Source organism: Campylobacter sp. BCW_6877 (assembly GCF_001762445.1).
Taxonomy (GTDB): Bacteria; Campylobacterota; Campylobacteria; order Campylobacterales; family Campylobacteraceae; genus Campylobacter_D; species Campylobacter_D jejuni.
In genome coordinates, this window is the sequence record NZ_MJWW01000018.1 from 1 (window position 1) to 18,863 (window position 18,863).

Annotated in this window: 23 protein-coding genes and 1 pseudogene; 12 read left to right on the forward strand and 12 right to left on the reverse strand. The window is 27.4% G+C overall.

The genetic code is table 11. From position 1 onward, the window contains the following. Positions 1-259: 259 nt before the first annotated feature. Together AJ936_RS10195 and AJ936_RS01450 are read right to left on the reverse strand one after the other, a co-directional pair. Entirely contained in the window at positions 260-403 is a 144-nt protein-coding gene (locus AJ936_RS10195; protein ID WP_002807233.1) for a hypothetical protein, read from the reverse strand. Between the two features lie 11 nt (positions 404-414). Further along, positions 415-708: a hypothetical protein gene (locus AJ936_RS01450; RefSeq protein ID WP_070273982.1), complete on the reverse strand. Its 294-nt coding sequence runs from the start codon at positions 706-708 to the stop codon at positions 415-417. A gap of 539 nt (positions 709-1,247) precedes the next feature. Between AJ936_RS01450 and AJ936_RS01455 the strand changes: the two genes are divergently transcribed. After that, on the forward strand, positions 1,248-1,661 hold the full coding sequence (locus AJ936_RS01455) for a hypothetical protein (protein WP_044779625.1): 414 nt from the start codon (positions 1,248-1,250) through the stop codon (positions 1,659-1,661). Positions 1,662-2,111: 450 nt separating this feature from the next. Here the strand turns inward: AJ936_RS01455 and AJ936_RS01460 are convergent, their stop codons facing one another. The 4 genes from AJ936_RS01460 to AJ936_RS10460 form a co-directional block, all read right to left on the reverse strand. Continuing rightward, entirely contained in the window at positions 2,112-2,489 is a 378-nt protein-coding gene (locus tag AJ936_RS01460; RefSeq protein WP_044780706.1) for a hypothetical protein, read from the reverse strand. A 146-nt stretch (positions 2,490-2,635) separates the two neighbouring features. Then, positions 2,636-2,821: a hypothetical protein gene (locus AJ936_RS10455; protein ID WP_250489374.1), complete on the reverse strand. Its 186-nt coding sequence runs from the start codon at positions 2,819-2,821 to the stop codon at positions 2,636-2,638. 34 nt (positions 2,822-2,855) lie between these two features. Beyond that, positions 2,856-2,990 (reverse strand): helix-turn-helix transcriptional regulator, encoded by a 135-nt coding sequence (locus tag AJ936_RS01470; protein ID WP_044779626.1) that lies wholly within the window; start codon positions 2,988-2,990, stop codon positions 2,856-2,858. Positions 2,991-3,065: 75 nt separating this feature from the next. Continuing rightward, positions 3,066-3,335 (reverse strand): type II toxin-antitoxin system PemK/MazF family toxin, encoded by a 270-nt coding sequence (locus tag AJ936_RS10460; RefSeq protein ID WP_250489376.1) that lies wholly within the window; start codon positions 3,333-3,335, stop codon positions 3,066-3,068. An 845-nt stretch (positions 3,336-4,180) separates the two neighbouring features. Here AJ936_RS10460 and AJ936_RS10465 point away from each other — a divergent pair. From AJ936_RS10465 to AJ936_RS09875, 3 genes are all read left to right on the forward strand, one after another. Further along, entirely contained in the window at positions 4,181-5,080 is a 900-nt protein-coding gene (locus tag AJ936_RS10465) for a hypothetical protein (protein ID WP_250493677.1), read from the forward strand. After that, positions 5,080-5,484 carry a hypothetical protein gene (locus tag AJ936_RS10470; RefSeq protein WP_250492793.1) on the forward strand — a complete coding sequence of 135 codons (405 nt, stop codon included), beginning with the start codon at positions 5,080-5,082 and terminating at the stop codon, positions 5,482-5,484. The genes AJ936_RS10465 and AJ936_RS10470 overlap by 1 nt, the downstream gene beginning before the upstream one ends. Before the next feature lie 147 nt (positions 5,485-5,631). Then, the gene (locus tag AJ936_RS09875) at positions 5,632-5,799 is read left to right on the forward strand and encodes a hypothetical protein (RefSeq protein WP_250540841.1); all 168 of its coding nucleotides are present in this window, start codon (positions 5,632-5,634) and stop codon (positions 5,797-5,799) included. A 721-nt stretch (positions 5,800-6,520) separates the two neighbouring features. Here AJ936_RS09875 and AJ936_RS10205 read toward each other — a convergent pair. Then, positions 6,521-6,691 carry a hypothetical protein gene (locus AJ936_RS10205; RefSeq protein ID WP_162844511.1) on the reverse strand — a complete coding sequence of 57 codons (171 nt, stop codon included), beginning with the start codon at positions 6,689-6,691 and terminating at the stop codon, positions 6,521-6,523. A gap of 1,765 nt (positions 6,692-8,456) precedes the next feature. Between AJ936_RS10205 and AJ936_RS01480 the strand changes: the two genes are divergently transcribed. The 3 genes from AJ936_RS01480 (at position 8,457) to AJ936_RS01490 (ending at position 11,060) form a co-directional block, all read left to right on the forward strand. Continuing rightward, positions 8,457-9,452: a DUF3825 domain-containing protein gene (locus AJ936_RS01480; RefSeq protein WP_044794231.1), complete on the forward strand. Its 996-nt coding sequence runs from the start codon at positions 8,457-8,459 to the stop codon at positions 9,450-9,452. A gap of 177 nt (positions 9,453-9,629) precedes the next feature. Next, positions 9,630-9,854 carry a hypothetical protein gene (locus AJ936_RS10210; protein ID WP_002861536.1) on the forward strand — a complete coding sequence of 75 codons (225 nt, stop codon included), beginning with the start codon at positions 9,630-9,632 and terminating at the stop codon, positions 9,852-9,854. A 591-nt stretch (positions 9,855-10,445) separates the two neighbouring features. Beyond that, on the forward strand, positions 10,446-11,060 hold the full coding sequence (locus AJ936_RS01490; protein ID WP_002881945.1) for a DNA repair protein Rad50: 615 nt from the start codon (positions 10,446-10,448) through the stop codon (positions 11,058-11,060). A gap of 312 nt (positions 11,061-11,372) precedes the next feature. On the opposite strand, the gene AJ936_RS01495 is transcribed toward AJ936_RS01490, so the two are convergent. Further along, the gene (locus AJ936_RS01495; RefSeq protein ID WP_171822127.1) at positions 11,373-12,059 is read right to left on the reverse strand and encodes a Fic family protein; all 687 of its coding nucleotides are present in this window, start codon (positions 12,057-12,059) and stop codon (positions 11,373-11,375) included. Positions 12,060-12,335: 276 nt separating this feature from the next. On the opposite strand from AJ936_RS01495, the gene AJ936_RS01500 reads away from it, so the two are divergent. The 5 genes from AJ936_RS01500 (at position 12,336) to AJ936_RS01520 (ending at position 13,839) form a co-directional block, all read left to right on the forward strand. Beyond that, a complete protein-coding gene (locus AJ936_RS01500) occupies positions 12,336-12,563 on the forward strand; it encodes a hypothetical protein (RefSeq protein WP_002881942.1) in 228 nt (75 codons plus the stop codon). 3 nt (positions 12,564-12,566) lie between these two features. Continuing rightward, positions 12,567-12,926 (forward strand): HicB family protein, encoded by a 360-nt coding sequence (locus tag AJ936_RS01505; protein ID WP_079860289.1) that lies wholly within the window; start codon positions 12,567-12,569, stop codon positions 12,924-12,926. 130 nt (positions 12,927-13,056) lie between these two features. Then, positions 13,057-13,284, forward strand: a complete 228-nt coding sequence (locus tag AJ936_RS01510; RefSeq protein ID WP_002819580.1) for a hypothetical protein — start codon at positions 13,057-13,059, stop codon at positions 13,282-13,284. Continuing rightward, a complete protein-coding gene (locus AJ936_RS01515) occupies positions 13,271-13,552 on the forward strand; it encodes a type II toxin-antitoxin system YafQ family toxin (RefSeq protein ID WP_044779584.1) in 282 nt (93 codons plus the stop codon). Before AJ936_RS01510 ends, AJ936_RS01515 begins: the two co-directional genes overlap by 14 nt. 11 nt (positions 13,553-13,563) lie before the next feature. Further along, positions 13,564-13,839, forward strand: coding sequence for a hypothetical protein (locus tag AJ936_RS01520; protein ID WP_002881941.1), 276 nt, complete (start codon positions 13,564-13,566; stop codon positions 13,837-13,839). A 29-nt stretch (positions 13,840-13,868) separates the two neighbouring features. Here the strand turns inward: AJ936_RS01520 and AJ936_RS10475 are convergent, their stop codons facing one another. The 4 genes and pseudogenes from AJ936_RS10475 to AJ936_RS01535 all read right to left on the reverse strand — a co-directional run. Then, positions 13,869-14,063: a hypothetical protein gene (locus AJ936_RS10475; protein ID WP_002881940.1), complete on the reverse strand. Its 195-nt coding sequence runs from the start codon at positions 14,061-14,063 to the stop codon at positions 13,869-13,871. After that, positions 14,060-16,591 (reverse strand): conjugal transfer protein TraG N-terminal domain-containing protein, encoded by a 2,532-nt coding sequence (locus AJ936_RS10735; protein ID WP_407918710.1) that lies wholly within the window; start codon positions 16,589-16,591, stop codon positions 14,060-14,062. Before AJ936_RS10735 ends, AJ936_RS10475 begins: the two co-directional genes overlap by 4 nt. 998 nt (positions 16,592-17,589) lie before the next feature. Beyond that, entirely contained in the window at positions 17,590-18,384 is a 795-nt protein-coding gene (locus AJ936_RS01530) for a hypothetical protein (RefSeq protein WP_070273984.1), read from the reverse strand. Between the two features lie 22 nt (positions 18,385-18,406). Continuing rightward, positions 18,407-18,863 (reverse strand): annotated as a pseudogene (locus tag AJ936_RS01535) (hypothetical protein); the annotation flags it as partial.

The following is an 18,863-nucleotide window of genomic DNA, read 5'->3' on the forward strand; positions in this document are numbered from 1 at the left end:
GCTTTTAGCTAAACTCTCAAAAACAGGTAAAAAATCCTTATCAAATCCGCTAATTTCAATTTTTATAGCCATTTATATCCTTTCTTATATAATTTTTATTTTTATTATACCATAAAGGGTTTTGTTGTAAAATTGGAAAAAACTTTTTTTATATATAAAATTACATAAATAAGACAATCAAAATACAATATAAAAGATTAAAGAATAGTAAAAACGGTTTTTTAAAAAAACTAATATAAATATATGGCTAATTATATAATTAATCCTCCTCTAAGCCATCATTAATTCCTGCTTCTGCAAGTTCAAGCTGTTCTTTTTGATACACTTTATCATCTTTAAAGGCTTCAAAACTTTTTTCCCATAAAACCTTTCTTTGCTCTATATATTCTTGATCTTTACACATATTAATCCTTTTTATTTATCAGGTTTAAAACCACTATCTAAAATTATTTTTGTCATTGCACCTTTAAGTTTATCAAAACGATTTAAAGCTTGCATATTACTAACTCTAAGCAATCTTATTTTATCATCTTTTTTATAAAACACTTTAAAAACTTCATCACTTTGTTTGTGTTTTACCATATCATCTAAACCACATTTTTCTATAAACTCACAATCTTTAGCAAATAAATCTTGTTTATAAGCATTTGATGAATGGGGATCACAAGAATGAACATCAATAATATAATCTTGTATATTTTTTTGCATAGCAAATCCTTTAAAAAATAGTATAAATTTTTATTTTTAGAATGACTTAAAATCTTTTTTTAATTTTTATAAATATTAAGGATATTATTTTTTTATATTATGTTGATGATCTTTTTTATCAAAGTCATAAAATGTAACAAATATGGCTACGGCTATTGCAAAAGCTAAAATAATATGAATGAGATAAATCCATATTGTTTACTTTGTAATATGTTATTTTAACATATAAATTATAACAAAAAAGAAAAAAAATAAAATGAAAATAATAAGAAATTGATTTTTTATTATTTATTATGATAATCTTATTTGAGTACTTTTAAAAAGCTTAGAGTATAAAGTGTTGTGATGTAGCTTTTAAAAAGAAGAATAAAAACAAAGAAGCAGAAAACGCCCTTATAAAAATTATTAATTATATTCACTAACCATAGATGTAATAAAAAATATTGAGTAAAATATAATCAAAACAGATTTCTATTTATTTTTATAAAAACTGCATTTTTAAATTTGCTATGTTATAATTAAAAAAAGGTTGTATAAATATGAAAAATTATTATATTTCAGAAGGTGTAAAAGCTTTATTTTCTATCTATTTTAAAGATCAAACTGAAGAAAATTTCATTAAAGCTCTTAACGAATTTGCTAAAGAAAGTCAAATAAATTCTCAAGAAATAAAAGACAAATCTTTTAGAGAATTTAAAGAAGCCATTTCTAAATTACCAACTATAGATCTTTTGAATACTAGATTTGATAAGCTTGAATATTCAATAGGTGCTAAACTTGATAAGCCTGAAGATTCAGTATGTGCTAAACTTGATAAGCTTGAAAACAAACTAGATAGTTTTAAAAGAGAAGTTAGAACATATGTAATTATTCTTGCTGCTTTAATGTTTATTTTACAGCCTACAATTTTTGATTTAATTTTGTCTATCTTTAAATCATTTCTAAGACAATAAGGTTTTTAGTTTTCACTTTCGTTAGTGTGTTTATCATTGAGATAATGAGCTACTAAAACCAATGTACCAAAAACGAAAGTGATAGCACCAATTAAAATAGCTATATTATAACCATCCATTTTTTCTCCTTTTTTTCAAAAAAGTTCAATCTTTAAGAAAGATTGATGATAATGCAACTACCGTTAAAATTAGCAAACTTTCGATGAGAATAATAAAAGCTCTACTATCGCCTGTTTGTAAACCATAAAGACTATTTATAAACAATCCTATGCCAATAGATTCCATGAATATTAAGATTGCTTTTGTGGGTATTTTTGTAAATATTACTATTTTTTTGAAAAAATCCTTCTTTTTTCTCCTTATCTTATAACAAAAAAATGCTAAAAGTCAAGGGATAAAATATCCCACCTTAGGGTTAAGTTACACTAGATTGTTTCTAGTGTGAGAATATTATTTTAAATGTTTTACCATAAAGTCCATTATTGCCCAAACACTTGAAATTATAGTGGCAATGCTAACAACACAAGCTCCTAGCCAATAGATTCCTTGCTGTTTTAATGAACTTTCCATTCGTTTGATTTCAGCTTCAAGTCCTTTAGTCTCAGATTGGAATAAATCCTTGCTAACCAACTCATTTCTTATTTGCTCAATGGCTTCTTGCTTTAAATTCCCAAAATTAAGCCTTTGCGTTGTTGCTCTATCATTAGCAAATTCTTCAAAAGCTTGAATGAGCTTTTTAGCTTGATCAGTATCTGAAAAAATACTTTTCAATAATGTTTTAAAGCTCTCATTGAGTGTAATTTCTTTTTTCATGGCATATCCTTGCATGCTTAACTCCTAAATTATAACATATTTTTCATGTGTGCTCTTAGGCTACATTTCCAATTTGCTTCCACCATGTTTTTTTTCTCAGAGTGAAATCTATAACCTAATTGCTTGATTTTTTCATTTAAACCATAGGTATTTCTTACAATTCAATAATAACCATCTTCATTTTTCACTTTGAGTCCCAAAGATAACAAAATTTGTCTTTCATCTTCGCTAAAAGTTGTAGCGTTTGATTGTGAAAAGTTTTGTGAGAAATCAACTTTCTTTTTGTTTTCATGAGTATTGTTTTGGCAAGCTTCAATATCGATAATAATATTGCTAGTTTCAGTCATTCCAACGCCCATTTCTTCAGTAGAATATAATCCACTAAGTTAGAATTTTACCACTAGCCCAAGTATTTATTGTAGAAGCAGAGACATCTAATTGTCTTCCTAATTCAGTTTGAGTAGTGTTTAACTCTTTACAAACTTCTTTAATAATATTTTCTTTCTCTTCTGTCATGCTAATCCTTTATTTTAGATTAATATTTTTTAGTTATAATTTTTTCATTACTTTTCAGAAATGAAAGGATTTGGCTCATTTTTTTGAGTTTCCCTGTCTTAGTGCAGGGCTTATTATATTTTTTACTATTTTATTTTTAATCATTTCAAAATCTTTGTCATTGATTTTTCCTATGTAAGTTTTTATCCTTTTAGTATCAAAAACTCTCATTTGTCCTAAAAGTGCAACTTGTAAAGTGCCTTTATTGTCCTTAAATTTGTGAAATAAAAAGCCTTTTTTGTTTTTAGTCTTAGAACTTAAAGGTATGCCTAAAAATGTGCCATTATAAAAACTATTTATTACCAAAACAGGACGCGTAAAAAACTCATTTTTACCTTAAACTTCAGCACCAATATTTAAACCAATGCTAAGCCAATAAATCTTTTTTTACACTAACTTTTCTGATTAATTTTACTTTGTTTAAGCTCTTTTTTTGTTCGTTCCAGCTGTCAAATTGCACTTCGTTCATTTTATTCCTTTATATCTTTTGGCATAATGCTATGTAATGCTGTAAGCAGAAGTTTTATCTTTAAATATTTCTTTTCTATATTTTTCTAAGTTTTTTCATTGTTTCTCCTGTCTTTTTAAAAGATTTGTTTTTCAACTAATTTTCTCTTTCTTTTTTTAATTTATTGGTATTTTGGTTTATGATTTATATAAAAAGCAAGATCCTTATTATAACAGTTTCATTTTTTCTTAAATAGCGAAAAATGAAATGAGTGATAAAGATTTTGAGATTTTTCCATGTATAAAATAAGGCAGATTTTTATTTTATCAATAGCAATTATTATTAAAAAAAATAGCAGAAAATTTCATTTGCCTATATTAATGTAACTTTTTATTACAATCAGCATTTTCAAAAAACTTTATCATTATTTCAGCTTAAATTTTATCATTTAAAATTAAACTTGATATAAATCTTTTCGTATACTTTGCTCGCTCGATTTAAATATATAAAAGCATAATATTGAGTAATACTATGTAATTTTAAACAAGGCATGGTTTTTGATAAAATTTTTAGATGAAAAAATCTACAAGCTTGATTGTTTTATTGATTAATTCCAAAACAAGAACCAAAAATTAACAATCTTAGTCTATTAAAATTCTTTTTATACAATTAAAAAATAATTATTATATACAAATGTGAAAATATGGATAATACGCAAAAATATGCAGCTATAGATCTTAAGTCATTTTATGCTTCTGTTGAATGCATTTTAAGAAAATTAGATCCTCTAAATACCAATCTTGTAGTTGCGGATGAAAGTAGAACCGAAAAAACAATATGTCTTGCGGTATCTCCCGCATTAAGATCTTATAATATATCAGGCAGATTAAGACTATTTGAGTTAATACAAAAAGTAAAAACAATCAATTACGAGCGCTTAAAAATTGCTAAATATTTCAGTGCAAAATCATACAATCATCTTGAACTAATAAATAATCCCAATTTAGAGCTTGATTACATTGTCGCAAAACCTAGGATGTCAACATATATAGACTATAGTTCTAAAATCTACAGTATTTATTTAAAGTATTTTGATCCAAAAGACATTCATATTTACTCCATTGATGAAGTATTTATTGATTTAACTCCTTATATCAAACATTATAAGCTATCTGCTGACAAACTCATTGAAAACATATTATTTGAAATTTTAAAAACAACTCAAATAACAGCAACTGCGGGAATAGGAACAAATCTTTACTTAGCAAAAATTGCAATGGATATATTAGCCAAAAAACAAAATATTAATAAAGATGGACTTTGCATAGGGTATTTGGATGAAATGCTTTATAGAAGAAAATTATGGCAACACACGCCCATAAATGATTTTTGGCGTATAGGCAAAGGATATGCAACAAAACTAAAAAGCATAGGCATTAACAATATGGGAGATTTAGCAAGATACTCTCTTAATAACGAGGATAAACTTTATCAAATTTTTGGAGTAAATGCTGAGTTATTAATCGATCATGCTTGGGGGTTTGAAAGCTGTACAATGCACAAGCTATTAAAGAATATAAAAGCAAACATATCTCTAAGGTAATGGCTAAGGTTTTGCCTAAACCTTATAGTTTTAAAAAAGCTAGAGATATGCTTAAAGAAATCGTCGATCATATGGTTCTTGAGCTAATTGAGCAAAATTTAACATGCAATCAAATCATTTTAGATGTACAATATGATAAAGAAAGCTTAGAAAAGGTACAAAGCTACAATGGTCCAATGAGCAAAGATTCCTATGGAAGATCTATTCCAAAAAATGCACATTCAACAATCAATTTGGATTACCACAGCTCTTCCTTGGAAACTATTTGCAATAAAGGTTTAGAATTGTTTGATTTAATAGTTAATGCTGATTTTTTAATTAGAAAAATAAGTCTTACTCTTAATAATGTTGTAAAAAATGACACGATAAAAAAATTAAAGAACCCAGTCTTTTTACTGACTTAGAACAGAAGGAAAATAAAAATTTTATAAAAGAAGAGAAATTACAAAAAGCTAGACTCACGATTGTTCACAAATATGGAAAAAAATCTATTTTTAAAGCCTCGAGTCTTGAAAATGGCTTAAAAATTAATTCGCAAATAGGAGGACACAATGCCTAATAACCAAGATGATATTATTAATATTAAATACAAAAAATCTACAAAATATCCTCTTATGCCATTAGAAAAAAGAGCGGCACAGTTTGCTCCATTTTCAGTGCTTAAAGGATTTGATGAAGCAATTGAAAAAAAAGAAAAAAGAAGTGGAAAGAAAGCTTGAAAAGTCTATCTATATAAACGAGTAATCATGTTTTTATGAGAAAAAATATTTTAGATATAAAAATCAATTAAAAACAAGTAAAAAAATAAGTATTTTTTTAATAGTGTATTTTTTATACTACTTTTATCTCTATATATTTTAGACTTAAAATAAAATTAATTAAAATTAGTATTAAAATTTTATCTTTTTTTCTGTGAATTTTCATATAAAAATATTGTTTTTTATATGATTAAAAAAATAAAAAAATTATCTTGTACTTTTCACGAGCAAAAATTCAAAGAGAAAATTACAGCAAAACTATATTTATTTTGATTTATTTTTTTGTTTTTTTTATCTATCATTTTTTATTTTTATTTTTATTTTTATTTTTTTACCTATCTTTACTCTAAAATTTTTGTAAATTTTTCAATTAAAAAATACTCCAAATCCAAACCCACAAAAAGACAAAAATAGTTTTAATTAAGCATTAAAAAGTCTAGCCTTAAGCAATGACATTTTTATACCTACCCTAAAGTAAAGAATGCCTATTTTTAGGGACTTTATAACATAGCTTATTGCGATTTGTCTTTTTTTAAAAAATACACCCAAAAAATTTTTATACCTAACATTCATTAATTTCGTTAATAATATTGCCATTTTTGTACCTAACCTAAAGTATTTTTAGCCCCTGAAATAGAAAAGTATTCTTCTCACCCTTTATCACCTCATTTATTCCCCTTCTTTATCCGCTACATTTCATTGAATAATTTTCATCATTTATCCCCTCATTTATCACCCCCTTTATACCCCATCTCCCATTCTTCCCTATCTTGCATTCTACGCATTCAAATCTCATCTTAACGCTATCCTTAACACAAATCCTTATAGCCTTTATACTCATTCTTTCTCTCATTTATCACCTTATTTATCACCTCATTCTTTCTCTCATTCTCTCCCTATCTTTGCCACTTTTTAAACATATTTCTAGTATAAACTTTCCCTGATATATAAAAATACTCATTTCATACCCAAGTTAAATAAAAATACGGTTTAATTTCATAAAGCACTAAAAACACAGGAGAAAACTTATGTCTAAAACTAATACACGCCCAAGCGAAAAAACAAAATGCACAAAGTCATAGAAACTTGGTTTACCAAAATATACCTAAACAAAATAATCCACAAAGAGAAAAACGACAAATTATTTGTCAATATAACTAGCTGTCTAGCATTCATACTCTCAATCTACGGCAAAACTGAAGAAAACAAAAGCAAAATGACACCTGCTGTTATGTCTTATATCAAAAAAACAAAAAACACTTTTATTGCCAAACTAAAAAGAGTTAAAAACCATGAGAGCATTATCGATTTATAAGCCAAATACTCAAAGCTTGATATAGTTTCAGCCTATCAGTTTTTAACTCTCAAAGACAAATTCAAAATCACCAAATCAGAAATCCAAGATTTTGAAACACTAATCGATATTCTTTCAAAAAACACCCAAAAATCAAAAAAATAACCCTAAAACGATAAAAACCATTAAAAAAATCATTTTGCCTTTTAAAGGCTAATTCTGTCATTTTAAACCCTATATCCATTCAAGATACCCACTTGCAATCAAAAAAACACAAAAAAACCTACAAAAATCGCAACACAAAACAAAAACCACAGCCCATTTCAAAACTGCAAAGCATTTTTGAAAATTCGCAAGAACTTCTAAAATAAGCCCTAGCTCTCATATTATCGCTATAAATCAAGCACAATCAAAAATACACGCCATGAAGAAAATTTTGCAGTTTTTAGCTCTAAAGTCTATTTTTGCCAAAAATCTTACACAATAACTCGATTATCAACAATGCTTAAAAACCTACAAAATAGATATTTTAAAAGCTTTTTACAAATCGCAAAATGTCGGTAAAACATTAGCATAATTTGCCTACAACAATAAGATTTAAACGCCTATATTTAGGCTATATTATTGCATTATGCTCATTGGCTCAACTTTTTACATTTTTTTCAAAAAAAGCAAAAGAGCCTAAAAATAAGGGTTTTAGCATAATAAGCCCTGAATATTGATATTTTATTTTTTTTATTACACTTTTTAGTATATTTTTTCAACAATAAAAATTAAATTAATATTAAAAACCCTATAAAATAGTATTTTAAACAAACTCTTTTTTGTAGTTAAGTTGTAATAAAGTTGCACTCAAGTTATAGTAAAAATAACATTAACTACATATTAACTACACTTTTACTTCAAAAAACATGCAAATTTTCACATTTTTGTAGTTAAAGTGTAGTGAAAGTGTAATAAAGTTGAACTCAAATTGTAGTTATGTTGAAAATAATTGTAATAAAGTTGAACTCAAGTTGTAGTTATGTTGTAGTAAAAGTGTAGTGAAGTTGAAATAAAAATTACATAAACATAAACTATACTTGAAGTAAAGTTGTATCACATATTGAAACAAAATTACATATTGCTTGAAAACAACTTGTAATATATGTATTTTATTTAGTTGATTTGTAATTAACTCGCAATAGCTTATATTTTAACTCCAACAGGAAAAGTAATAGGCACTCCTATTGAAGGAGCGGTTGATTCTGACATACTTTTTGGACTATTGAAAGGTTTAGAAGATTATAAGAAAGGACAATTAGGTTTTTAGCGTGAAAAAAACATAGAAAAATTAATTTTAGAAGCCTATGAAGATAGTAAAACTAAATTTGACCATGTTACTACAGGGCATATCAGTCAATATTTGAAAAGAAAATATGATTTAAAAATCAATTGTAGTAAGGCATTAATAGAAGCAGGCTTTGATCTTGAAAAAGATGAAAACGAACCTTCTTTAGTTTATGTTAAAAAAGCTACCACAAGAAACAAGACTTCAAATCGTGATCAAATTCAAAACAAAGTTGAAGAGAAACCTTTGTTGTTTCAATTTGCCTATTTTCCAAATTTTCTAAATACACTCCAAGAGCTTTCCAATATAGCTCAAAAAGAATTTTGGGGAAACGGAAATAATATTTTATTTTCTTATCTATTTAAATATTTTGAGTTCATTTACGAAAATAAAAGCTATCCTGATATTATTACTTATAATAAAGACAAAACAAAGGCATGTTTCAATACAGGTTTGTATAGTACAGGTGTTTTTCCAATATTTGCATGCTTTGAAAAGCAGGAAAATGGAGGATATATTTTTAGAAAATTTTGTTCTAATGGAGATAGAGTTTTAGATGATTTAGAAATACCTAAATCTTTAAGCGATTATGATACATTCAAAAATGAAATCATTTTTGATAGTAAATTAGATTTTAGAGTAAATCATTTGCATCTTTTTGAGAGAAAAGAGCGATTACCTGAAATTGTGAAAAAACTAAATGATAGGTTCATAGGACACATTATTAATGGTGAATTGAAAATCATCAAAGATAATTATAATCTTCAAAAGATGATTATTCCTGCAGCTTATAAGCAAAGGGTAGTTTTATACATTCCTTTGAAACTTCAAGAAGAATCAGTTGATACGATAGTTGTAGTTGAAAAAGAAGAGGTAAAAAACGAACAGTATTACGCCGTGAGAACTATACTAAATCCGCATGATAATATTTACAAAACCGCAAGAGTTCTTTCAATAGTTGAATCTGAATGGGTAAAAAACACTATTTGAAAGTGAAAACATTGATAAAATAGGCTTTTTAGATAAGTCTATTTTATCATGTAATTTTATTTCCAAAAAAAGAAATGGAAAGAAAGCTTGAAAAAAGTACCTACAAGTGTGAATAATAATATTTTTTGTAAAAATTTGATATGATTTAAGAATATTAATCCAATATTAGAGAAATTCATGCCAACAGAACAGACCGATCTTGAATATTTGTTTTCTAAAGAAAGATTAGAATCTTATAATAATATTTACGAACATTTTGATAATTTAAAAATGATTGCAAGTATAACAACAAAAATAGCAATACTTGAACTAGTATTAAGAAATTTACTAGATAAACATATGAAAGAAAAAGATTTAGAATGGTTAAGAAATTATAACGAAGAAAACATCAAACAAAAATAATTAAACTGCAAAACAAAGAAATATTAGATAACAATCAACTCATTTCAAGAATTTCTTCAGGAGATGTAATATTTATAATTAAGCTAGAACACTTAGAGGCAAAAATAATTAATTCTTCTAATATAAATTTTAAAAAATATTATGCACACAACAAAGAATATTACTTTCACTATGTAAATAATAAAAAATATAAAAATAGTTTTAGCAATATAGAAAAAGCAAATATTGTTCTTAACCTTTTACTCACAATCAGAAATAGAAGTTTTCACTGGGAAAATTTATATAAAACAAAAATAACAAATCAAAAGGCTTTAGCTCCTAGAATCACCACAAAATCACATAATACCTTTATAGGCGTTATGCCAAATAAAATCAATGCTTTTTTAAGTGATTTAATAGAGAGTTTTGAAAAAGATTTAAATAGCTACTTAAAATAATATTTAAGATGGGCGATCTCGATCCGCCCTTATAATGATTTTAAATTATATCATACAATTAAAAAATTGTCAATTTAGTTTATATTTAGTATTGCTCTAAAATGTTGATTGTATAATAACATAATATTTAGATTTTCGTTTTCAAGGAGTGTAAATGAGTGATACTATTATTTTAGGTATTTTATTAGAGAAGTACAATAATGCTAAATATAAAAAAGTCGGAAACTGTATTAAACTTCGTTATCAATATCACGATGTAAATGTGAATTTATATTTTGATGGTTATGATAAAAATTATCCTTCAACTTCTATAATATTAGCAATGGATAAATCTTACTATATTACTTCTTTTAATGTGGATAATTTCGATGAAAAAAATCAATATTTAGATAAAATTCCAGATCCTATACTTAATCTTATTAAAGATGAGAATAACAAATTAACTTCATTTTATAATGAGATGAGAAAGCGTATCAAAGAAGATAATTTCCAAAACATTAGTTACAGCAGTGACATAGTGTTTAATAATACTATACAATATAATAAAAATAAAGAAAATGGTAATCCATTTTTTCATTATATTAGAGCAGTAGTAATGACACCTGAACATTTTAAAAAATTATTCCATAGTATGAATATTTCAAAAGAAATTCTCATGAAAATTCAACAAGCAGGATTTACCATTGTAACTACAAACGACCCCAATAAAAGAAAAAATTTTTATGAGAAACTAAAAAGTAAAGAAATTTTTATAGAAGTTTTACAATAGAACATATTAACGATAAAGACTTTGCAAGAACAAATAGCCGAAAGCCACACCTCTTTCGGTTAAGTGTTTTTTGTTACAATTGTATTAAGCTTAGACTAAGTGTGGTTTTTATAGAATTTTCAACGGTTTTTTAAGTGAGATAATCAACAAGCTTGATTATCTCGTTAATTAATTCTAAGACAAGAACTAAAAAATCAATGACTACTCATCATGTCTCCTTCTTATAACCGAAAGAGTAGCCATGCTTAATACGCTTTAATTATAGTATTTTTGAATGAATAAGTTTTAATGTTTTATATGAAAATTTGAGTGTTATCTCAATTCTTTCCTATAATTTGTTTTTTCTTCATCATTATGAAAAACCATTGTTTCAATACAATTTTCTTTACAAAATTGTTTTATTTCATAATTATTGTTTGTTTCATAGAATTTAACAAGATGGGTAAAAAACTCATTCATATCATTCTTAGCAATTGCCAAAATACCGAATCCATTTTCAATTAAAATTTTATTAGCAATTAGCATTGAAGTTCTTTTATTTCCATCAAAAAATAATTGACTTCTCATAAGATATAGCATCAAATCCAATGCTACTTCTTTTTTATTTTCATTTTTTAAAATTGTTTCTATATTTTTACTAACCTCATAATCAATAGGTAATTTTGGTTTAAAATTTGTTCCACTTATTTTAACATCAGCTGTTCTTAAAAATCCTAATTTATGAACCAAATCTCTGCCTACAATCCTATTAAAGTCCTGTATCAAACTCAAACTAACTTTTTCATTAATGGTATCAAACAAATAATTCCAAGCTCTTTTGAGATTTAAAATTATTGTTAAATCTTGTATTGTTTTATCAGGAACACTAAAGCCATCTATAATCATTTGAGTTTCAGGAAAAGTAACATTTACACCTTCTAAATTCGCGGATTTCCAAATAATATCTACAAGGTTTCTTTTTGCTAAAAATATATTTTCTTCTAAAGTTAAATTTCTCATTTTAAATCTTTCCTTCATAAAAATCCGCCTTGAGTTTTAACTCTTGGCGGAAATAACCCTAAAGGCTTAACTATGAAACGACATAGTAAGCGTTTTGTGAGATTATATCTAAACTTTAGGTTTTTTAAGTTTAAAATGGAAGTATTTTTAGCAAAACCGCAGGACAGAAAAGCCCCTTTAAACATACAAAGACAACAAGATTAAAAGAATTGCGTTCGGTTTATAAGTGATACTTAATAAAAAGTGTGTATAATACATACTCATAAGGATATTATAGTGAGTAAAAAAGATAAAATTATTAAAGATTTAAAAAATAATCCTAACAATGTGCCCTTTGAAACGCTTAAGATTTTATTAGAAAGCGAAGGTTATGAATGTTTTAATAAAGGCGGATTACATTATCAATTCAGAAAAGAAGAATGTGATCTTATTACTATTTCATTTAAACGCCCTATAAAGGCTATATATGTCAAAATGGTTTTAAAAGCTATAACAGGAGAATGAATGATGAAAGACTTAGATTACTATCTTAATCTACCTTATGAAATTATTATAAAAAAACTTGATGAAAAAGATGGCCGAGGATATTTTGCAAGATATAAAGATTTCCCTTATATTATGGGAGATGGTGAAAATGAAATAGAAGCCTTAAAAGATCTCAAAGAAGCATTTAAAGGAGCATTAGAAGTTATGCTTGAAAAAGGTGATTATATTAAAGAACCTATTGATAATGAAGCAAAAATTAGAATTAATATTACCTTGCCTAAAAGCTTAGTAGAGGCAATAGATACAATAAGCGATAATAGAAGCAAATTCTTAGCTGATCTTGCAAATAGTGCTATAAAATCTTATAAAATAAGCACCTAAAAATTGACATAGTTAAATAAAAAAAATCCGTTTCAAACTCCTAAAAAATAGGCATTTTATAGTATAAATACTTGCAAAAATTATTAAAAATGGTATAATTATGTTATATAAATTGAGAAAGGAGTTGCTTATGACCCTTATTATTGAAAATGTTAATGAAGATTTTTTACCTGCATTCAAGGGTTTAGCAAAAAGCATAAATGCCAAATGTAAAATTTCTAAGCCTAAGTTGAGTAGTTTTGAAAGTAAGATATTAAATGCAAGCAAAGAACTTGATAAAGAAAAAAAAGTCAATACTGCATTAAGCTTTAATTCGCATCAAGACTTTGTGAAAGCTTATCAAAATGGTAAAATATAAAATTTATTACCATAAAGATTTTATAAAAGCTTACAAAAAAATAAGCGATGAAGAGCGTAAAATAACTGATGAAGTTATTGTAAAACTTTCTAATGATGAGAATTTAGAACCTAAATATAAAGATCATCAATTAAAAGGTGTATTAAAAGATTTTAGAGAATGTCATATAAAGTCTAACTTGTTATTAATTTATCAAAAACATAATAATGAGTTAGAGCTAAATATTTTAAAACTAGGTAGTCATAGTAAGTTATTTAAAAAATATTGAAAGGAATAAAGATGGATAAAGCGCACTTAATTATTTATTTAGCAGTACTTGCATCTATTGTTAGTGTTTTAATAACTTGTTGTCTTTTGTATTTAATCAGAGATAGGTTAAGCAAATTGTTTTCTAAAAATACATTATTGAAAATCAAGAAGTTTTTAAAAGAGAATGTTAAAGATACTGATGACTCATTAAGATCACGCTCATCAACTTTTGAAAGTGATTATATTAATGATCCAGCATATAGCTTTCTGCCAGAAAATATATACTATACTACTAATCGCCACTAAGCCTAGTTAAAACTAGACTCAGTGCATTATTATTTATAAGCATCATTGATTTTTTCATTTCTTTCTTTGATAGCAGTTCCTGCTTTTTTCTCAGCTGCGCCTGCTGCTTTTTCTACATCAAATGCTAATCCTTCTGATTCAACTTTAGTAGGAGCATTTCTTGTTGCCATAAAGCCTTTTTGTCTTGAATTTAAATCATCTATGGCTTTATTGTGATCAGTCATAGTGCCTTTTGGATCATAATAATTATGTTTTGTTTGCTCGTGCAATCCACTTGAATTGACATTAGAATCCACTCCTGCATAATGTGACAAGCCTTGCATATCTCCCCTTCAGCCATATTTTCAACAGCATTCACAGCAGAAGCCACATTTTCTTTATTAACTACGCCACCATAATTTTCATTGATATAGCCTTGAACGATAGATGATCCGCCATCATAACCCACTGAATTATTAAGCGTTTTAGCTTCATTATAGCTATCCATAGAACTTTTAATACTAGCAGAATTTGTAACATTTCCTGTTTTAAGAAGATTGTTAAATGAAGCACTTGCATCTCTATTTTTACCAATTTCATTAGAAATACTTTCGTTAAAGGTTTTATTAAAGGTTTCTTTTTGATCTTTGCTTAGTTTTTGATACCAATCTTCAGATTCTACTGAATTTGTAGTTAAACTACCTCCTATTTGACCACTTGCTTGAGCATTTGCTTGATTTCCCCCTTTATCACCGCCTTTGCCACCAAAGCCAAGATTAAAACCACCACTAAGATTACCGCCAATACTTCCACTCATCATATCTTTATAAGCTTGCGATACATCCACACCTGTTGCTTTAGAATAAGCATTAGCTAAAGCATGTTGTGTTGCTTTGGTGATAGTATTTCTATCGTTTTCTGATAAGGCTAAGCTATCTCCTTTTCCACTAGCAACTTCTAAAGCTCTTTGAGATAGGTTAGAATTTTGAATCGCATCACTTAGAGCGTGCGCTCTTGTTTCTAAATTGCTTGCAGTCATACCCGCATTTAAACCTTTAATAGAAGCATTACCTATAGAACCATTAGCATTGATTACAGCGGAACTTCCAGTCATATTATCTTTAACTAATTCGCCACCATGTTGCATATCTCTTGTTCCCATAAAACTTCTACCACCTGCACCAAACGAATATTGAAGAGTATTATAACCTGCATTCATCGCCCAAACTTCATCTCCTCTAGGAGCAGCAATGCTAGTTTGTGTAGATAAGGCTTGCTGATTTGCAAAGCTTCCAGCAGCTCTTGAAGCACCTGTTAGAGCTTGAGATAATCCAGAAGCAAAAGTTATAAATCCTTGCTCACTTGCTTTAGCAATTGCATAAGCTAAAACAGGAGTACTCATTACAAGATAATTCATGAAATTTGATCTATTTGCTACTTCTTTGAATATAAGCATGTTATCTCCTAAGCTTAAAGCTGCTTTTCCACCTGTTATTACTTGTGCAACTTTCATAAGATTATAATCATTTAGATAATTAATGATACAAAGTATAGGAGTCCAAAGCACTATCCAAATACACAGAGTAAAAAACATCTTAATATGTGCGTAAGAGCCAAACACAATAGAAAGCAAAGCAACAAGCCAAGACAAACCTATGATAATAGCTGTTAAATAAGCTTTAGCTAAAGGCAAATAAGTTTGTGCCATGTGTCCTTGTGCTTGCATACTTGCGTAAAATTGCTGATCCGCATAAGCAGTATTTGCAGCCACAGAAGCAGGATTTAATCCTGCTGATTTAGCGGTATTAATGATTGCATCTTGAGAAGCAAGCATTATCATGGATTGCTGTAAATAAGATCTAGCACTTACAGCTTGTTCGTTATAGATTTGTGCAGCGCCTAAGAACTTTTGCTCATAATTTGTCATATCATCTACCATACCAAGCAAAGCAGCATGAATCTTCATAGCTTCATCTGTATCGTTTTGAATCATTTCAACGATTTGAGGACCTGCATCAGAACAAGGCACAACACTTTGTTCTTCAACATTATTATTATTTTTAAACAAAGGAGTAAGCTGAGAGCCATTGCCTATATTTGTGAAAAGATCTTGCATTAAATTATCAGAATTTTGAAAAAGATTTCTACCTTGTTGATCAAGTAAGATACCTACTGAAACACAGTTTCTAAAGTAAAAATCAATATTTTTTTGCAAAGTTGCATCAATAGCCGAAAGCTTTACGCTTGGTAAAGTACTCATCACTTGAAGTGAAAAACCTAAACCTGCGTTAGAAAAATTTGTAGATTGTGGAGTTGAAAAATGTTTTTCCATAGCTTCTAGGATAACCTTCTCAAATTGTGTCATTAATGCAAAGCTTTTTCCTATGCCTATAGGAATTTGAGAAATGACATAATCTTTACTTGTTACTTCATCGTGAATCATGAAGCGGTGATTATTGTCATTTGGCGCCCTTAAAAACATGTGCCACACTACAGCAAAAAGTATAAACATTTTTCCAAATTCAAACACAGGATTTGTTTGTCCATCCATTGCTTTTTTAATACTAAAAAGCAATAATGAAATAGCTAAGGCTGCATTAACGATATAACTTGTTTCAGTGGTTATTCCTTTAACAGCTTGCATGATTTCATTCATTACATCGCCATAACCCCAAGTATAAATTAAATTGCTATTAGCTATTTCAGTTGCACCAAATAAAAATGAAGGTGCAAAAAACAAAGTGCTAAAGAATAACAAGTAAAATCTTTTCATGGATTATATTAAAGAAGCTAAAGAATTTGTTTGGTATAATTATAAAAGGTAGATGCCAAAGGCGGCTACCTTTGGCATTAATCATAACCTAGAAAGGCGGTGATTAAATTGCTAAACATTGTTCTAATAATTATACTCTTAATGCTTTGCTATGTCAAGGCTTCTTGAGTATCCCCTGCTTTTGCAGGGTTTAGAACAATCCCTTTGGCTTGCCAAACAAACTTTTAACTAAACTTCTCTTCTTCTATTGAATTTCTATATTATTTTATATTTTTAATATTTGCACCAAATAAAAATGAAGGTGCAAAAAACAAAGTGCTAAGGAATAACAAGTAAAATCTTTTCATGGACTATATTAAAGAAGTTAAAGAGTTTGTTTGGTATAATTATAAAAGGGTGCAACGCCAAAGGGCTGCAACCCTTTAGCGTTAAATTTACCGCCCAGAAGGGAGGTGAGTTTTAATGCTCAAAATTGTTCTAATAATTATACTCTTAATGCTTTGCTATGTCAAGGCTTCTTGAGTATCCCCTGCTTTTGCAGGGTTTAGAACAATCCCTTTGACTTACCAAACAAACTTTTAACTAAGCCTATCTTCCTTTCTATTGATTTATTTTATTTTTTAGTTTATATTTTTCTTGCTTATGCTAAAAGATAAGATTCAATCATAAATAAAATGTATTAAGAAGCTAAAGAATTTGTTTGGTATAATTGCATTAAGGGTTTTGCCACAAGGCTGCAACCCTGTGGCATAATCACACCCTAGAAAGGGGGTGAACTATATGACACGACTCATACTTATAATTATACTACTTTGTATAATTACTGTCAAGGCTTATTAGCCTTGCCCCTTTGGGGGTGAGTTTCCCCTTGTGGCTTACCAAACAAACTTTTAACTAAATTTCTCTTCTTCTATTGAATTTCTATATTTTTTTATATTTTTTATTTGAACTAAATAATAAACTTAACAAGATTTAAATTTACCAAATCTACTATCTTTTTACTTCAATCTCACATTCATAATCATATTAGATAAAAAGATACTATCTTTATCAAAGTCTTTTGAGTTATATTCATTTTTTGATTGTATAGTTTGCATTAAAGTTGAAAGATTGTATAAACTTAAACTTTCTAATATATTTATGAGTTCTATCTTGCTTAAAGTATTAAAATCATTTAACAATCTAAGATAATTACTTATAATAGAAGAAGAATTTATATTATGAAATACAATTTTATTTTTTATATCTTTTTTAATAAAAAATTGATTATTTTTTATATAAAAATAATCTTTAAGATGATGATTGCTTAATATTTGATTGTAAAAACTTAAAAGACTTTCTTTGCTGTTTAAGTCTATAAAATTAAGATAAAAATTCTTTTCTTCTAAGGCTAATTTTAAAGCATTAAGATTAGTAAAAGAAGCATTAATATTTTCATTATTTTTTAAAGCATAAACGATATTTTCTTGTTCTTGTTTTTGGGTAATAGCATATTGTAATAAAGGATTTTTATAATGTGTATCGCTATTGATTAAAACATTGATATAAAAAGCTTCTTTGCTTTTTTGAGTTAATTGAAGCAAAGATAAAAGTGTAGAAGGGATATAAAAAGAATCAAGCTTTAAATTTAAATACTTATCATAAGTATTTATATAAGTTAATTCTTGAGTAAAATCCAAAGCTTGTTCTTTTAAATTTAAAAGCATTGTTCCACCTAATCCTAATAAAGCTAGATTTTTGAAATTCTCTAAAGCTTTTCTTTTTTCTAAATTGATTTGAAGTATTTTTTGCATTGTTTTTCCTTTCTTTTGTGGTTCACTCTTTTATATTATGCTCTTTAGCATAAGCTCTTATCTTAGCTCGAAGTTCTTGCGGAAAATTATATCTATAAATAGCAGGAATTCTTGGGTCAAGAAGTTTGTCTAAATATCCTCTTTTATAAATCCATTCTAATCTTTCAGGTGTAAAATAATAAGGGGCATTAGGATAGCCTTGAGGAGGAGTGAGGGCTGCTAGTTTGGCGCTTAATACTAGGGTATCTTTGAATAAAGTAGCTTGTTGTTCACTCCAATCATTTGGAGTATCTACATCAAAGTTAGTTTTCATCCCATTTCTATATCCATCCATAGCATCATCAAATTTATTTCTACTTTCAGGAGTAGAATCTATATCTCTTGGATCTTTTAATTTGCCTTTTTCAATATCATCATATAAAGCCCAAATGATCCTGCCTTCTTCATCATAGGCAAAATCATATTTATTTAAATCAATC

Bases quoted from the DNA above. Each gene is read 5' to 3' on its own strand.
- AJ936_RS10205 (WP_162844511.1), bottom strand. From the start codon at position 6,691: ATGAGAGAAAGAATGAGTATAAAGGCTATAAGGATTTGTGTTAAGGAT.
- AJ936_RS01515 (WP_044779584.1), top strand. From the start codon at position 13,271: ATGGTAAAATATAAAATTTATTACCATAAAGATTTTATAAAAGCTTAC.
- AJ936_RS01450 (WP_070273982.1), bottom strand. From the start codon at position 708: ATGCAAAAAAATATACAAGATTATATTATTGATGTTCATTCTTGTGAT.
- AJ936_RS01470 (WP_044779626.1), bottom strand. From the start codon at position 2,990: ATGACAGAAGAGAAAGAAAATATTATTAAAGAAGTTTGTAAAGAGTTA.
- AJ936_RS01490 (WP_002881945.1), top strand. From the start codon at position 10,446: ATGAGTGATACTATTATTTTAGGTATTTTATTAGAGAAGTACAATAAT.
- AJ936_RS01460 (WP_044780706.1), bottom strand. From the start codon at position 2,489: ATGCAAGGATATGCCATGAAAAAAGAAATTACACTCAATGAGAGCTTT.
- AJ936_RS01520 (WP_002881941.1), top strand. From the start codon at position 13,564: ATGGATAAAGCGCACTTAATTATTTATTTAGCAGTACTTGCATCTATT.
- AJ936_RS10475 (WP_002881940.1), bottom strand. From the start codon at position 14,063: ATGACTGATCACAATAAAGCCATAGATGATTTAAATTCAAGACAAAAA.
- AJ936_RS09875 (WP_250540841.1), top strand. From the start codon at position 5,632: ATGCCTAATAACCAAGATGATATTATTAATATTAAATACAAAAAATCT.
- AJ936_RS01510 (WP_002819580.1), top strand. From the start codon at position 13,057: ATGACCCTTATTATTGAAAATGTTAATGAAGATTTTTTACCTGCATTC.
- AJ936_RS10455 (WP_250489374.1), bottom strand. From the start codon at position 2,821: ATGACTGAAACTAGCAATATTATTATCGATATTGAAGCTTGCCAAAAC.
- AJ936_RS01455 (WP_044779625.1), top strand. From the start codon at position 1,248: ATGAAAAATTATTATATTTCAGAAGGTGTAAAAGCTTTATTTTCTATC.
- AJ936_RS01505 (WP_079860289.1), top strand. From the start codon at position 12,567: ATGAAAGACTTAGATTACTATCTTAATCTACCTTATGAAATTATTATA.
- AJ936_RS01530 (WP_070273984.1), bottom strand. From the start codon at position 18,384: ATGCAAAAAATACTTCAAATCAATTTAGAAAAAAGAAAAGCTTTAGAG.
- AJ936_RS10470 (WP_250492793.1), top strand. From the start codon at position 5,080: ATGGCTAAGGTTTTGCCTAAACCTTATAGTTTTAAAAAAGCTAGAGAT.
- AJ936_RS10465 (WP_250493677.1), top strand. From the start codon at position 4,181: ATGGATAATACGCAAAAATATGCAGCTATAGATCTTAAGTCATTTTAT.
- AJ936_RS01495 (WP_171822127.1), bottom strand. From the start codon at position 12,059: ATGAGAAATTTAACTTTAGAAGAAAATATATTTTTAGCAAAAAGAAAC.
- AJ936_RS10195 (WP_002807233.1), bottom strand. From the start codon at position 403: ATGTGTAAAGATCAAGAATATATAGAGCAAAGAAAGGTTTTATGGGAA.
- AJ936_RS10735 (WP_407918710.1), bottom strand. From the start codon at position 16,591: ATGAAAAGATTTTACTTGTTATTCTTTAGCACTTTGTTTTTTGCACCT.
- AJ936_RS10210 (WP_002861536.1), top strand. From the start codon at position 9,630: ATGCCAACAGAACAGACCGATCTTGAATATTTGTTTTCTAAAGAAAGA.